Genomic DNA, 14,147 nt, shown 5'->3' with positions numbered 1-14,147 from the left:
GTCGACGGACCGCGCGGGTCAGCCGGTCGACGTGTCGCCGTCCAGGTAGACCCAGCGACCGTCGCCGTGCCCGGCCCGGGCCGAACCCGGCGCGGTCACCGGGCAGGGCCCGGGCGCCGTCGCCGGGCTGCGTCCCGAGGCGTGCCGTGGCCCGGTTCCGGTACGGCGGGAGGCGTACCGGTGGTGTCGCGCGCGGGCGGACGTGCCGGCGGCGCCGGGCGACCAGGATCGGACCGTACCGGCCGGTCGCGCCGCGACCGCCGACCGGCAACCGGCGACGGATGGAGTGGTCATGGTCAGCCTTCCGACGACGGGTCCCCGGCCGTTCCGGCTCGGTGCCCGCACCCGCAAGACGGTGCTGGTGGCGCACATCGCCACCGCGGGCGCCTGGCTCGGCATCGACGTGGTACTCGGCATCCTGGTGGTCACCGCGTTGTCCACCGGCGACGCCGACACCCGGGCCCTGTGCTACCGGGCGCTGGAACTCTTCGCGGTCTGGCCGCTGTTCGTGGTGGGCGTCGGCTGCCTGGCCAGCGGTGTCCTGCTCGGCCTGGGCAGCCGGTACGGCGTGGTCCGGTACTGGTGGGTGGCGGTCAAGCTGGTGCTGAACCTGGTGCTCGTCGTCCTGGTCCTGATCGCCCTGCGGCCCGGGGTGGCGGACCTGGCCGAGGTCGGCCGGCAGATCGCCGCCGGCCGCCTGTCGGCCGCCGGACCGGGCGACATGATCTTCCCGCCGGTGGTGTCGACGGCCGCGCTGCTGCTGGCGACGGTGCTGTCGGTTTTCAAGCCGTGGGGGAGGACCCGCCGGCGGATCCCCGGGCGTCCGGCCGGCGGCCGATCCGAAGCTCGCCGGGACGTGCGATCCTTGGTCGGGTGAACACCCCGACGACGGCCGGCTCGGACGACTGGCGACGCCCGCCGCCCAACCCCGAACAGCGCCGGATCGACGTGTACGTGGGACTGGCGGTGGCCGTCACCGCGCTGTTCATGGTGACCCTGAACAGCAGCGTCGGCCAGTTCATGCTGGGTCACCCGCCGTCCTGGCCGGAACGGCTGTTCTGGACGGTAGCGGTCACCCTGCCGCTGGTCTGGCGCCGGCGCCGACCGGACGCCGTCGCGGTGGTGGTCGCGGCCGCCTTCATCGCCGGCCAGGTCCGGTCGTCCCCGGAGGCGACGATGACCTCCGGTGCGCTGTTCGCGGCGATCTACACGCTCGGCGCCTGGGGCCGCGACCGGCGGCGGGCCCGCTGGCTGCGGGTGGCGATCATCGCCGCGATGTTCGTCTGGCTGGCCACCTCCTACACGATCAACCTGACCTCGCTGCCGCCCGACGCGTTCCAACACGCGGCCGGACCGGTGCCGCCGATCCTCGCGGCGGTCGTCGGCGGGGTCCTGGTCAACGTGTTGATCTTCGGCTTCGCCTACTTCTTCGGCGAGACCGCGTGGATCTCGGCCCGGCGCGAGCACCTGCTGGTCGAGCAGGCCGAACAGTTGCGCCGGTCGCAGGACGAGGCGCGGGAGCGGGCCGTGGTGGGCGAGCGGGTCCGGATCGCCCGGGAGCTGCACGACGTGGTCGCCCACCACGTGTCGGTGATGGGGGTCCAGGCGGCGGCGTGCCGGCGGGTGCTGGACAAGGACCCGGTCAAGGCGCGCACCGCGCTCACCGCCGTCGAGCAGAGTTCCCGTACCGCGGTGGACGAGCTGCGCCGGATGCTCGGCGTGCTGCGTCAGACCGACGACGGGACCGTCGCCGCGGACCGGCCCGACCCGGCCGGCCTCGACCGGGTCGAGGACCTGCTGGGCACCGCCCGCGACGCCGGCCTGCGGACCGAGTTCGGGGTGTACGGGGACCCGCTCCCACTGCCGGACTCGGTCTCCCTGGCGGCGTACCGGCTGGTGCAGGAGGCGGTCACGAACACCCTGAAGCACGCCCGGGCCACCACGCTGGACGTGCGGATCCGCTACCTCGCCAGCGCCCTGGAGGTGGACGTCGGCGACGACGGCCGGCCCGTGCACCCGCCCAACGTCAACGGGATGGGCCTGATCGGGATGCGGGAGCGGGTCGCCGCGCACGACGGCGTGCTGGAGGTCGGGCCGCGGGCCGGCAACGCCGGTTTCCGGGTGCGGGCCCGGTTCCCGCTGACCCCGGCCGCCGCCCCGACGGGCGGTTCGCCGACGGACAAGGTGGCGGCGTGACGCCGATCCGGGTGCTGCTCGTCGACGACCAGCGGCTGGTCCGCACCGGGTTCCGGGTCATCCTCGAGGTGGAGGACGACATCGAGGTGATCGGCGACGCGGCGGACGGCGCGCAGGCGGTCGAGCTGACCACCCGGCTGCGCCCCGACGTGGTGCTGATGGACGTCGAGATGCCGGGGATGGACGGGCTGGCGGCCACCCGGCGCATCGTCGCCGAGCTGCGGGACGAGGCGCCCCCGGTGCTCATCCTCACCACCTTCGACCGGGACGACTACCTGTTCGAGGCGTTGCAGGCGGGGGCCAGCGGTTTCCTGTTGAAGAACGGCACCCCGGAGGACCTGATCGACGCGGTGCGCATCCTGGCCCGCGGGGACGCCCTGCTGGCCCCGGAGATCACCCGCCGGGTCATCGCCACGTTCGCCGGTCGCGGCGGCCCGACGCCGGAGGCCACCGCCACCCGGCTGGCCGAGCTGACGCCGCGCGAGCACGAGGTGCTGGTGCTGCTCGCCGGTGGCGCCACCAACGCCGAGATCGCCGGCACGCTGTTCCTCGGCGAGGCGACGGTGAAGACGCACGTCAGCCGGGTGCTGACCAAACTCGGACTGCGCGACCGGACGCAGGCGGTGGTGTTCGCGTACGAGCACGGGGTGGTCCGCCCCGGCGGCTGACGCCCGCCCGGCGCGGTGGGTCCGTCGCGCGGTGGAGCGGCGGAATCAGCCGCCCGCCGGACGGCACGGTGCCACCCGGGGATCTAGCGTTGCCGGTCATGACCAACGTGCTCCGCGTCGAGGGGGTCAGCCGGGCGTTCGGCGACCGCCAGGCGCTGCGGGACGTCTCGTTCGAGGTGACGGCGGGACGGATGACGGGCTTCGTCGGCGGCAACGGCGCCGGCAAGACCACCACCATGCGGATCATCCTCGGCGTACTGGCCCCGGACTCCGGCGAGGTGACCTGGAAGGGCACACCGTTGACCCGGCAGGACCGGCGCCGGTTCGGCTACATGCCGGAGGAGCGGGGCCTCTACCCGAAGATGGCGGTCCGGGACCAGCTCGTCTACCTGGGCCGACTGCACGGCCTGAGCGCGCGGCAGGCCCGGCAGAACACGGCCGAACTGGTCGACCGGGTGGGCCTGGGCGAGCGGGCCGGCGACCAGTTGGAGACGCTGTCGTTGGGCAACCAGCAGCGGGCCCAGATCGCCGCGGCGCTGGTGCACGAGCCGGACGTGCTGGTGCTCGACGAACCGTTCTCCGGGCTGGACCCGGTGGCCGTCGACACGGTGGTCGCGGTGCTGCGCGAGTACGCCGCCCGGGGCGTACCGGTGCTCTTCTCCAGCCATCAGCTCGACGTGGTCGAGCGGCTCTGCGACGATTTGGTGATCATCGCTGCGGGTGCGGTCCGGGCCGCCGGTGCCCGGCAGTGGCTGCGGTCCACGTACGCGCAGCGCCGTTTCGAGCTGGTGGTCGACGGCGACGCGGGCTGGTTGCGGGACCAGCCTGGCGTCACGTTGGTCGACCTGGACGGCGCCCGCGCCCTCTTCGACCTGGCCGCCGGCGCCGACGACCAGGGGGTGCTGCGGGCCGCCCTGGACCGCGGCCCGGTGCGATCGTTCGGCCCGGTCACCCCGTCGCTCGCCGAAATCTTCCGGGAGGTCACCCAGTGAACGGTTCAGTGAACGACTCGGTCAACACCTGGCAGGCGACCCGGCTGGTCGCCGCCCGCGAGATCCGGGCCAAGCTGCGCGACCGGACCTTCCTGTTCAGTACGGTGCTCTTCCTGTTCATCGCGATCGGCGCGACGGTCCTGCCGGCGCTGCTGGCCGGCGGACCGTCCTCGGTGGCCGTGTCCCGGCCGGCGGTCGGTGCCACCCTGCGCGACGCCGGCCTGCAGGTGCGGCTGGTCGGCGATGACGCGACCGCCGAACGGCTGGTGCGCTCCGGGGACGTGGACGCCGCGGTGGTCGGCACGCCGGACGGGTCCGCGGTGCTGGCCATGGACGAACGCCCGAACGACGTGGTCCGCGCGCTCAGCACCAGCCCGCCGGTACGGCTGCTCGACCCGGACGCGCTCGACCCGATCGTCGCGTTCCTGGTGCCGTTCGCGTTCGCGCTGGTGTTCTTCATGACCTCGCAGACCTTCGGCCTGCAGATTGCGCAGAGCGTGACCGAGGAGAAGCAGACCCGGATCGTGGAGATCCTGGTGGCGGCGGTGCCGGTACGGGTCCTGCTGGCCGGCAAGGTGATCGCCGTCGGCCTGCTCGCGTTGGGTCAGATCGCGTTGCTGGTGCTGGTCACCGTGGCCGGGACGCAGTTCGGCGGCAGCGCCGGAATCCTCGGGCTGATCGGCCCGGCACTGGGCTGGTTCGTCCCGTTCTTCCTGGTCGGGTTCGTCCTGCTGGCCGCGCTGTGGGCGGTCGCCGGTGCACTGGCCAACCGGCAGGAGGACCTGGCCGGGGTGTCCATGCCGGTGCAGTTGCTGGTGATGCTGCCGTTCTTCGCGGTGCTGTTCCTGAACGACAACCCGACGGCCATGCGGATCCTGTCGTACGTGCCGTTCTCCGCGCCGACGGCGATGCCGCTGCGGCTGTTCAACGGCGACGCGGCCGGTTGGGAACCGGTCGTGGCGCTGCTGGTCCTGTTGGCCACCGCCGCCGGCGCCCTGATCGTCGGCGAGCGACTGTACGAGGGCTCGCTGCTGCGTACCAACGGCCGCACCTCGTTGCGGACGGCCTGGCGGGAGCGGGCCTGACACCCGTACGGGATGTCAGGGCCCGGCACCCGGTTCGCCGGCCGGCGCGGCCGGCGAACCGGGACGAAGACGTGGACGGGTCCGTCAGAGCGGCGGGCCCACGTCCCGGCGCTCCTCGACCCGGCGGTACTCGGCCGGGGCGGTCGGCGCGGTGGTGGTCACCACCTGCCGCCGACGACCCCAGATCACCGAGGTCATGACCAGGCCCAGGACGCCGGCCGCCATCAGGATCCAGCCGACGATGTTCAGGTCGAGACCACCGATGTTCAGGTGGAGCGCGAAAGCGAGGATCGCGCCGAGCGCGATGAGGAAGATGCTTGCACCGATTCCCACGACGGCCTCCTTCGGGGGGCGAGTTGGCGTCGTCGCACTCGGTACCCAGATCCCCGTCGGCCCAATCAGAGCGGCCCGGTCACCGGCTGATCCCCGGTGTTCGGCGTGCTCTCTGCGTACCTATGGGGGTCCTTGTCGGTTTTCCCGCGACCGTGCCCGGCCGCGGTCCTGGTGTGGGCGTCGGGGGTTCGGGTAGACCCCTGCCGGTCCCGGCCGCCGGACCGACGGCGTCGCCTCCGCACCTGTGAACATTGGCCAGGCGGCAGAAGCGGGCACCGGCGGGCCGGTGCGCCACGTCCCGGCGGACCCGGGCGCAGGGAGGTGGTCGCCACGAAGCGTCGTGGGTTTCCGCTGAACAGTGCGCGGGGTCGCCGGTCGGTCCGGCCCGGTCCGGGGCTCGCCGGCGCGGACCGCGACGAGCAGCTCAGGCCGCCGCGCGCCGCCGGGCCCGGCCAGGTGGTCGACAGCGCCGTCTACCGGCGGGGCCACCGGTACGCCTCGCCGGCCGACCTGGCCGAGACCTACCGCTGCCTGCGCGAGCAGGACGACGCGATGGCCTGGATCGGTCTCTACCGGCCGGACGCCGGACAGATCGACTCGCTGGCCCAGGAGTTCAAGCTGCACGACCTGGCGGTCGAGGACGCCATCACCGCACACCAGCGACCCAAGCTGGAACGCTACGGCGAGACCCTGTTCGTCGTGCTCCGGGCGGCCCGCTACGTCGACGTCCGGGAGCAGGTCGAGTTCAGCGAGTTGCACCTGTTCGTCGGACCCGGCTTCGTCATCACCCTCCGGCATGGTGAGGCCCCCGACCTGGCCGCGGTCCGGCGCCGGCTGGAGCGCGACCCGCAGGCGCTGGCCCGCGGCACGGCCGCCGTGCTGTACGCCATCCTCGACCAGGTCGTCGACGGGTACGCCCCGGTGGTGGCCGGGTTGGAGAACGACATCGACGAGATCGAGACGGAGGTGTTCGGCGGCGACCCGAAGGTCAGCCGGCGCATCTACGAGCTCAGCCGCGAGGTCATCGACTTCCAACGGGCGGCCCGACCGATGCTCGGCGTACTGACCAACCTGACCGAGGACTTCGCCCCGTACGACACCGACGAGGAGTTGCGCCGGCACCTGCGGGACGTGACCGACCACCTGACCCAGGTGGTGGAACGGGTGGACGGCTTCCGGCACCTGTTGCAGAACATCCTGGCGGTCAACGCGACCCTGGTGTCCCAGCAGCAGAACGAGGAGATGCGCAGCCTCACCGCGGCCAGCTACGAGCAGAACGAGGAGATCAAACGGATCTCCGCCTGGGCGGCGATCCTGTTCGCTCCGACGCTGATCGGCACGGTGTACGGGATGAACTTCGACCACATGCCGGAGCTGCACTGGCGCTTCGGTTACCTGTTCGCGCTGACCCTGATGGTGCTGGTCTGCGGCGGGCTCTACCTGGCCTTCAAGCGCCGCAACTGGTTGTGACCTTCCGGTGTGTCGCGGCGGCGCGCCTCGGCCGCGAACAGGTCGCCGGTCGCGGACCGACGCATCCGCCCACCTTGGCGCTCATCGGCGCACCACCTCCGCGAAGACGGGCGGGTGGCCCGCCGGCGTGCGGCGGCGGGCCACCCGGGTCGTCAGCGGAGGTAGAGGTTCGGGGTGGGCGGGGTGGCCATGCCGCTGCCGATGAAGAAGCTCGGGTGCGGCGGTTGGTTGTACGCCGTGTTCTGCCAGGCGATGGCCTCCCGGTACTGGATGTCGTGCATCAGGGTGTAGAGCCGGGTGCCGGTCTGGTTCGGGGTGGAGTAGATGCGCAGCGCGGTGTTGTCGGTGGTGGGCCAGACGACCTCCTCGCGCCAGTCACCGAGCAGGTCCGCCGAGAGTGACGGGGTGGACTTGGTGCCGTTGTTCGAGTGCACCCCCGAGGCGGTCAGCAGCCGGGTGTCGCCCGACGGGCCGTACTTGTCGATGTGCGTGCCGTCCAGCAGCTCCCGGGTGGTGTCCCCGTCCCACCAGGCCAGGAAGTTCGTCGAGCCGGGCTTGCGGCTGGACACCACGTTGCCCTTCGGGTCCCGCAGGCCGTCGGCGGCGGCGGACCAGGACTCGGCGCCGGCGCTGCCGGACCAGATGTCGCCCGAGACGCCGCGGCCGTTGTCGCCGTTGGGCGCGGTAGTCCAGATCACCTGACCGGTACGGGCGTCGGCCATCCACGAGGACGGCTTGCTGCTGTCCTCGTCGACCTTGAACTCCTCCAGCCCGGGGCGGGACGGGTCCAGGTCACCGACGTGCAGGGCGTCCCCGTGGCCGTTCTGGTTGTTCCACAGCGGGGAACCGTTGTCGTTGATCGCCATGGCGCCGTACACGATCTCGTCGCGGCCGTCGGCGTCCACGTCGGCCACCGAGAGGTTGTGGTTGCCCTGGCCGTTGTAGCTGGTGTTGCTGTTCGAGTCGAACGTCCAGCGCCGGGTCAACGCGCCGTTGCGGAAGTCCCAGGCGACGATGACCGAGCGGGTGTAGTAGCCGCGGCACATGATCAGCGACGGCCGCTGCCCGTCCAGGTACGCGGTGGCGGCGAGGAACCGGTCCACCCGGTTGCCGTAGCTGTCGCCCCAGGACGACACGGTGCCGCGGGGCGGCTCGTAGTTGACGGTCGACATCGCGGCGCCGGTCTGGCCGTTGAACATGGTCAGGTACTCCGGTCCGGTCAGCACGTACCCGGAGGAGTTGCGGTAGTCGGCGGAGCCGTTGCCGATCGTCCGGCCGGTGCCGTCGACGGTGCCGTCGGCGGTCTTCATGGCGACCTCGGCCCGGCCGTCGCCGTCGTAGTCGTACACCTGGAACTGGGTGTAGTGGGCGCCGGCCCGGATGTTGCGGCCGAGGTTGATCCGCCACAGCCGGGTGCCGTTGAGCTTGTACGCGTCGACGTACACGTTGCTGGTGACGCCGGACTGGGAGTTGTCCTTGGCGTCGGACGGGTCCCACTTCAGCACGAACTCGTACTGTCCGTCGCCGTCCAGGTCGCCGACCGAGGCGTCGTTGGCGCTGTAGATGCTGCCGGGGGACTGGATCGGCACGTCGCGGTAGCCGGCGGCGAAGGCCAACGACGCGGCCGACGCGGCCTGTTCCACCCCGTCGACGACCGCCCGGACGGTGTACGAGTCACCCGCGGCGGCCCCGTTGTCGAGGTAGTTGGTCGCGCCGGTGATGGGGGTGGCGTTCACCTTGGTCGAGCCGCGGTACAGGTTGAACGCCACGTTGCCGGTCCACTCGGTGCCCAGCAGCCGCCAGGACACCAGGTTGGCGCTGCCGGACCGTACGCTGATCAGCCCCCGGTCCAGGGCCTCGGCCTGTCGGCCGGACCCGCTCGGCGGCGGGCTGGTCGGCGGTGGCGTGGTGGGCGGTGGCGTGGTCGGCGCGGGCGTGGTCGGGCCCGGGGTGGTCGGCGCCGGGGTGGTCGGCGCGGTGCCGCCGGTGCAGGTGGTGCCGTTCAGGGTGAACGTCGTCGGCACCGGGTTGCTGCCGGTCCACGAGCCGTTGAAGCCGAACTGGGCGCTGCCGTTCGTCGGCAGGCCGGCGTTGTAGTCGACGTTCTTCGCGGTCACCGTCGATCCGCTCTGCGTCACCGTGGCGTTCCACGCCTGGGTGACGGTCTGGCCGGCGGTGAACGACCAGTTCAGGGTCCAGCCGTTGACGGCGTCGCCGAGATTGGTCACCGTGACGGTGGCGCCGAAGCCGCCGGACCAGCTGCTGGAGATGGCGTAGTCGACCCGGCAACCGGCCGCGGCGGCGTCCGCGGCGACCGCGCCGACCAGGCCACCGGTGAGCAGGGAACACGCTCCGACCGCCGCGATGGCGGTGGTTCGTCGTCGAGCAATGGGCATGGGAGGGCTCCTCCTGGACAGGTGTCGACCCCGCGTGACCGTGCGAGGTGGGGAAAGCGTTTGCCCGGACCGGTCTGCCCTGTTCCCACGCGCGCCCACAGCGCAAGCGTCAACGTACCGCAGGCCCATTCCTTCGACAATGGTCGATCGGTCGCCGGGGCCGCCCGGTTCGAGCCCTGGCGAGAATCGACCGATGTCGCTACTATCCGCACTCAGTGCATGACTCCAGGCCATCACCGTGCCCACGGCGGCCCGTCGGCGGGCGGCCGGTGGCTCGGGCCGACGACAAGGAGCACCAAGTGTCGGACAGCGCGCAGGCGACCGTACACAGCTACCCGTTCAGCCCGCCCCACCGGCTCGACCTGGATCCCCGCTACGCCGAGCTGCGGCGCGACGAGCCCCTGGTCCGGATCCGGCTGCCGTACGGCGAACCGGCCTGGCTGGCGACCCGGCACGCCGACGTGCGGACCGTGCTCGGTGACTCCCGGTTCAGCCGGGCGGCCGCGGTCGGCCGGGACGAGCCGCGCAACACGCCCCACCAGCTGGACCAGGGCATGCTGGCGATGGACCCACCGGAGCACTCGCGGATCCGCCGGCTGGCCGCGAAGGCGTTCACCGCCCGCCGGGTCCAGCAGTTGCGACCGCGTACCGAGCAGATCGCGGGCGAGTTGGTCGACGGCATGCTGGCCGCCGGTCCACCGGCCGACCTCGTCGCGCACCTGGCCACCCCGCTGCCGATCCGGGTGATCTGCGACCTGCTCGGCGTGCCGGTCGCCGACCAGGACCGGTTCCACGTCTGGAGCGAGGCGATCGTCTCCACCACCTCGCTGCCGCCAGAGCGGATCCAGGAGTACATCCAGAACCTGTTCGGCTACATGGGGGAGCTGCTGGACGCCCGGCGGCGGGAGCCGGCCGACGACCTGCTCACCGCCCTCGCCCAGGCCCGCGACGAGCGGGCCGACCAGCTCACCGGGGAGGAGGTGGTCCAGCTCGCGGCGGGACTGCTCGCCGCCGGTCACGAGACCACCGTCACCCAGATCCCCAACTTCGTGTACGTGCTGCTGACCAACCCGGAGCAGTGGAACCGGCTGCGGGCCGACCCGGACCTGCTGCCGTCGGCGGTGGAGGAGTTGATGCGGTTCGTCCCGCTGGGCGCGACGGCGGCCTTCGCCCGGTACGCCACCGAGGACGTCGAACTGAGCGGGGTGCTGGTCCGGGCGGGCGAGCCGGTGATCGCGGCGATCGCGTCGGCCAACCGGGACGAGACGGTCTTCGACCAGCCGAACACCCTCGACCTCGGCCGGGCGACGAACCCGCACGTCGGCTTCGGGTACGGCGCGCACCACTGCATCGGCGCGCAGCTGGCCCGGATGGAGCTGCAGGTCGCCCTGCGGGTGCTGCTCGACCGGACGCCCGGACTGCGGCTGGCGGTCGACGTCGACGAGCTGGTCTGGAAGAGCGGCCTGCTGGTCCGTGGCCTCACCAGCATGCCGGTCACCTGGTGACCTCCTGACCCGCTGACCGCCGGGGGCTCAGCCGTGTGGGAACGACGCCCAGATGTGTTTCGACGTCTCGGTGGCGTACCACCCGACGTCGAGGGAGAACGCCAGCGCGAGTTGCAGTCCCCGGCCGCCCGAGCCGGACAGCCGCATCTCCACCAGTTCCGGCACGGTGCTCAGGTCGTGGTCGGCCACGTCGAGGAGGAACCGGTCCTCGGTGTCCAGCAGTCGGACGACGGTCGGCGGGATGCCGTGCCGCAGCGCGTTGGTGGCCAGTTCCGTCGCGACCAGGACCAACCGTTCCGGTACGTCGTCGAGTTCCTCGCCCTCGGCGAGGGCGTGGCCGGTGAGCGCCTCGTGCAGGGACGCGCGCAGTCCGCGGAGCTCGGCCGGGGTGTCCAGCACCCAGCGACGGACTTCCTGGGCCGTGGTGGGGGGTGTCGAGGTGCGCAGCTGCTGCATGGCCTCGCAGTACCCAGCGTGGAGGTGGATTATCCGTCGCTCCGGATCGATAGGGTGTGACGCATGCCGTCCCACCGCGTTGACCGCCGCCGTCGGAGTCGGACGTCGCCGCCGGAGCCCGTGCGGCGGTGAGCCGGCTCACCGTCCCCGGCCGGCGGGACAATCCGCCGGCCGACCGGCCGGGGCGTCCGGAGTTCGCCGAGCGCTGCCGCCGGCTCGTCGAGTCGGGCCCGTTCGAGGTGGCCATCGTCGCGGTCATCGTGGCCAACGGCATCGTGCTGGGCATCGAGACGTACCCGCACCTGGGTGCGGCCCGGCCGGTGCTGGACTGGGTCGAGCTGCTCTTCCGGGCGATCTTCGTGACCGAGATCGGGATCCGGCTGCTGGCCTACGGCCGCCGGCCGCAGGACTTCTTCCGGCACGGGTGGAACGTGTTCGACCTGGCGGTGGTCGCGGCGATCTTCGTCCCCGGCCTGCACGGCGACTCGGCCCTGTTGCGGGTGCTGCGGGTCGCCCGGGTGGTCCGGCTGGTGCGCTTCTCGCCCGGCCTGCGGACCATCGTGACCGCGCTGCTGCGCAGCCTGCCGGGCGTCGGCGGCTTCCTCGCGCTGGCCATGGTGACCCTCTACGTCTACGGCATGATCGGTTGGTTGATCTTCCGGGACGTCTATCCCGAGCAGTACGGCGACATCGGCAAGTCGCTGCTCACCCTGTTCGTGCTGCTCTCCCTGGAGAACCTGCCGGACCTGATCCAACAGGGCGCGGAATACTCCCCGTGGGCCGTTGTCTTCTACGTCAGTTACGTGCTCATCGCGGTGAACCTGCTGCTGAACATCCTGATCGCGGTGATCGTGAACTCGATGGAGGAGGCCCGCCGGCTGGAGATGACCGAGGGGCTGGCGCCGGACTACGACGAAGACGGCGACGGGATTCCCGACCAGGTGGACCGGATAGCGATCAGCCAGCGGCTGGACGACCTGCGGGCGGTGCTCGCCGAACTCGAACGCGAGCTGCGCGTCGACCAGGACGGCCCGACCCGGCAACGGCACCGACGCGACGCCGACCGGCCGTGACGACGACGGCCGGCCGGCGCCCGGGCCGGGCTTCCGCTAGAGCATGGACATGTGTACGTGGTCGGTGTGGTCCGAGTCCCCGCTGTACGAGGCCCAGCCGGTCGCCGGCATCCAGATCTGCTTGTACCAGATGACGTAGTAGATCCCGAGCCGGTCGGCGTTGCGGATCAGGAACGCGGCGAGGTTGTTGCCGTAGAGCAACTGGTCCTTGTTCTGGGCGCGCACGAAGCCCTTGTTGATCAGTGACCAGTCGCAGGCCCGGCCCTTGGGATGCTCGAACGGTCCACCGTTACGGTGACAGCCGGCGAACCGGTTGAACCCCGCCTTACGGGTCTCGGTGTAGGCGTTCAGGGTGCGCCCGGTGATGCAGCCGTCGGTGGTCGGGTCGTCTTTGGTGCAGCCCTCCGACGGGAAGCTCCCGTCCGCGGAACGGGGCGCCGCCTTGGCGACCGGCGAGGTGGCGGCGACGAACCCGCTGCCGATCTGCCGGTTGCCGCCGAGCAGGGAGAGCGACTTTTCCACCTCCTGCTTCTGCCTGGCCATCGTGGCGGTGAGCCGCTGTTCCTCCCGGACCTGCGCGTCCAGCGCGGCACGGGCGTCCTCGGCCCGCTTGCGGGCCTCGTTCACCGTGGCGATCTTCTGGTCGTTGAGCTGGTTGAGTTCCTCCAGCCCGGCGGCCCGCCTGACGAAGTCGTCCTTCGAGGAACTGTTCAGCAGCATGGCCGCCGGTCCGGCCCGGCCCATCCGGTACGACGTGTCGACGATGCTCTGGATCTCCGGGGCGAGCCGGTCGAGTTCCTGCTGAGCCTTGGCGACCGCGGCCGCGAGCTCCTTCTGCCGCTGCTGGGTCTTGTCCAGCTTCGCCTTCGCCAGGACGTAGTTGCGGTTGGCCTGCTCCACGGCCTCACTGAGCAGTTTCGGACTGCCCTCGTCCGCGTGCGGGTCCGACTCGTTGGCACTCGGCTTGCTGGGCGCGGGTGACGGAGCCGCGGCCCCGGCCGGGGTCGGGCCGGTCAGGACGGCGATCGCGGCGAGCGCGGCCAACAGCGGGCTCAACCAGGAGGGGCGACGTGTCAACCTGTTCCGTTCCTTCCGTGGCCACCGACCGGGTTAGCTGACGGGCTCGGGGCGGAAGTTGCCCCTACCGCCGGGTGGCGGATTCGCCCCAGGTTCCTGGGTCCCCGGTTCGCGGATGCGATTAGGCGTGTCACCACAGGCGCCAACCGCGCCGACGGTGGTGACCGGGCGTGAGGCTACCTCACCATCGGCAGGTCAGCCACCGATGTGACGCTATGCGGTCGGTAATGGACGGTCGGCTGACCGGTTGTGCGAAGCCGGGGTTCGGCGGCGTCCGCGGGTCCGGCGCGGGTCACTGTCGGTGATCAGGATCACCCGTCGTCGGGTTCGGCGTGGCGGACGTGCGGGTGACCGTCCCGGGGCCGGGCAACCGATCAGATAGATCTGATGTATGACCAACCCTGACTCGGCGAGGTCACCGTATGGCCAGTTGAGGGCAGGGGCAACGTGATTGACTCTCATCGATAACACTTCTAACGTGTGATGTCTAACGCATCGAAGGTCGTGCGTCCTTGCCTGGGAGGTTTCCGGCATGTCTTCGTCCTCGTCTCGATTGACCCGCCGCGGCCTGCTCGTCGCGGTCGGGGTCGGTGCGGCCGCCGCCACCACCGGTTCGTTCCGGGTCGGTGTCGCCTGGGCCACCGAGGGTCCGCAGAGTTACACGTCGTCGTGGTCGTCGGTGGATCAGCATCCGGCGGCGGCGGAGTGGTTTCAGGATGCGAAGTTCGGCATCTATTACCACTGGGGTGTGTTCAGTGTTCCGGCGTTTGCGAACGAGTGGTATCCGCGGAACATGTACAACAACGGGTCGAGCGAGAACAACCATCACAAGAGCGTGTTCGGTGATCCGTCGGTGTGGCCGTATCACAACTTCATCAACGGGGCGCGGGACAAGG

At 71.3% G+C, this 14,147-nt stretch carries 14 protein-coding genes and 1 riboswitch; of the genes, 9 read left to right on the top strand and 5 right to left on the bottom strand.

The window, feature by feature from the left end; genetic code table 11:
* Positions 1 to 18 precede the first annotated feature (18 nt).
* Complete coding sequence (locus ACFOX0_RS17175; protein ID WP_377546858.1) at positions 19 to 294, bottom strand: hypothetical protein; 276 nt, start codon at positions 292 to 294, stop codon at positions 19 to 21.
* Here ACFOX0_RS17175 and ACFOX0_RS17170 point away from each other — a divergent pair.
* From ACFOX0_RS17170 to ACFOX0_RS17150, 5 genes are all read left to right on the top strand, one after another.
* Positions 293 to 877, top strand: coding sequence for a hypothetical protein (locus ACFOX0_RS17170; protein WP_377546855.1), 585 nt, complete (start codon positions 293 to 295; stop codon positions 875 to 877). The two genes, ACFOX0_RS17175 and ACFOX0_RS17170, sit on opposite strands and share 2 nt — an antisense overlap.
* Positions 874 to 2,196 carry a sensor histidine kinase gene (locus tag ACFOX0_RS17165; protein WP_377546852.1) on the top strand — a complete coding sequence of 441 codons (1,323 nt, stop codon included), beginning with the start codon at positions 874 to 876 and terminating at the stop codon, positions 2,194 to 2,196. Before ACFOX0_RS17170 ends, ACFOX0_RS17165 begins: the two co-directional genes overlap by 4 nt.
* Positions 2,193 to 2,864, top strand: a complete 672-nt coding sequence (locus ACFOX0_RS17160; protein WP_377546849.1) for a response regulator — start codon at positions 2,193 to 2,195, stop codon at positions 2,862 to 2,864. The genes ACFOX0_RS17165 and ACFOX0_RS17160 overlap by 4 nt, the downstream gene beginning before the upstream one ends.
* A 98-nt stretch (positions 2,865 to 2,962) precedes the next feature.
* Complete coding sequence (locus ACFOX0_RS17155) at positions 2,963 to 3,856, top strand: ABC transporter ATP-binding protein (protein ID WP_377546847.1); 894 nt, start codon at positions 2,963 to 2,965, stop codon at positions 3,854 to 3,856.
* Positions 3,853 to 4,941: an ABC transporter permease gene (locus ACFOX0_RS17150; protein ID WP_377546845.1), complete on the top strand. Its 1,089-nt coding sequence runs from the start codon at positions 3,853 to 3,855 to the stop codon at positions 4,939 to 4,941. The genes ACFOX0_RS17155 and ACFOX0_RS17150 overlap by 4 nt, the downstream gene beginning before the upstream one ends.
* A gap of 84 nt (positions 4,942 to 5,025) precedes the next feature.
* Here the strand turns inward: ACFOX0_RS17150 and ACFOX0_RS17145 are convergent, their stop codons facing one another.
* A complete protein-coding gene (locus ACFOX0_RS17145) occupies positions 5,026 to 5,274 on the bottom strand; it encodes a DUF6458 family protein (RefSeq protein ID WP_377546842.1) in 249 nt (82 codons plus the stop codon).
* Positions 5,275 to 5,595: 321 nt separating this feature from the next.
* Between ACFOX0_RS17145 and corA the strand changes: the two genes are divergently transcribed.
* A complete protein-coding gene (gene corA, locus ACFOX0_RS17140) occupies positions 5,596 to 6,744 on the top strand; it encodes a magnesium/cobalt transporter CorA (protein ID WP_377546839.1) in 1,149 nt (382 codons plus the stop codon).
* Between the two features lie 152 nt (positions 6,745 to 6,896).
* Here corA and ACFOX0_RS17135 read toward each other — a convergent pair whose 3' ends face one another.
* A complete protein-coding gene (locus ACFOX0_RS17135; protein ID WP_377546836.1) occupies positions 6,897 to 9,140 on the bottom strand; it encodes a rhamnogalacturonan lyase family protein in 2,244 nt (747 codons plus the stop codon).
* 299 nt (positions 9,141 to 9,439) lie between these two features.
* Between ACFOX0_RS17135 and ACFOX0_RS17130 the strand changes: the two genes are divergently transcribed.
* Positions 9,440 to 10,645, top strand: a complete 1,206-nt coding sequence (locus ACFOX0_RS17130) for a cytochrome P450 (protein ID WP_377546833.1) — start codon at positions 9,440 to 9,442, stop codon at positions 10,643 to 10,645.
* Positions 10,646 to 10,672: 27 nt separating this feature from the next.
* On the opposite strand, the gene ACFOX0_RS17125 is transcribed toward ACFOX0_RS17130, so the two are convergent.
* Positions 10,673 to 11,101 carry an ATP-binding protein gene (locus ACFOX0_RS17125; protein WP_377546831.1) on the bottom strand — a complete coding sequence of 143 codons (429 nt, stop codon included), beginning with the start codon at positions 11,099 to 11,101 and terminating at the stop codon, positions 10,673 to 10,675.
* Between the two features lie 128 nt (positions 11,102 to 11,229).
* Here ACFOX0_RS17125 and ACFOX0_RS17120 point away from each other — a divergent pair, with 128 nt between their 5' ends.
* Positions 11,230 to 12,174: an ion transporter gene (locus ACFOX0_RS17120; protein ID WP_377546829.1), complete on the top strand. Its 945-nt coding sequence runs from the start codon at positions 11,230 to 11,232 to the stop codon at positions 12,172 to 12,174.
* Positions 12,175 to 12,210: 36 nt separating this feature from the next.
* Here the strand turns inward: ACFOX0_RS17120 and ACFOX0_RS17115 are convergent, their stop codons facing one another.
* Positions 12,211 to 13,251, bottom strand: a complete 1,041-nt coding sequence (locus ACFOX0_RS17115; RefSeq protein ID WP_377546827.1) for a coiled-coil domain-containing protein — start codon at positions 13,249 to 13,251, stop codon at positions 12,211 to 12,213.
* A 7-nt stretch (positions 13,252 to 13,258) separates the two neighbouring features.
* Positions 13,259 to 13,389, bottom strand: a riboswitch (cyclic di-AMP (ydaO/yuaA leader).
* Positions 13,390 to 13,783: 394 nt separating this feature from the next.
* On the opposite strand from ACFOX0_RS17115, the gene ACFOX0_RS17110 reads away from it, so the two are divergent.
* Positions 13,784 to 14,147, top strand: a 364-nt coding sequence (locus ACFOX0_RS17110; protein WP_377546825.1) for an alpha-L-fucosidase, incomplete at its 3' end; no start/stop codon positions are given.

Origin of the sequence: Micromonospora zhanjiangensis (genome assembly GCF_042650605.1) — a bacterium.
Classification (GTDB): domain Bacteria; phylum Actinomycetota; class Actinomycetes; order Mycobacteriales; family Micromonosporaceae; genus Micromonospora_J; species Micromonospora_J zhanjiangensis.
The sequence above is the reverse complement of the archived record's forward strand: the minus strand, read 5'-3'. Positions and strand labels throughout refer to the sequence as shown.

Coding starts and splice junctions, on each gene's coding strand:
- ACFOX0_RS17155 (WP_377546847.1), top strand. CDS start 2,963: ATGACCAACGTGCTCCGCGTCGAGGGGGTCAGCCGGGCGTTCGGCGAC.
- ACFOX0_RS17175 (WP_377546858.1), bottom strand. CDS start 294: ATGACCACTCCATCCGTCGCCGGTTGCCGGTCGGCGGTCGCGGCGCGA.
- ACFOX0_RS17125 (WP_377546831.1), bottom strand. CDS start 11,101: ATGCAGCAGCTGCGCACCTCGACACCCCCCACCACGGCCCAGGAAGTC.
- ACFOX0_RS17135 (WP_377546836.1), bottom strand. CDS start 9,140: ATGCCCATTGCTCGACGACGAACCACCGCCATCGCGGCGGTCGGAGCG.
- ACFOX0_RS17170 (WP_377546855.1), top strand. CDS start 293: ATGGTCAGCCTTCCGACGACGGGTCCCCGGCCGTTCCGGCTCGGTGCC.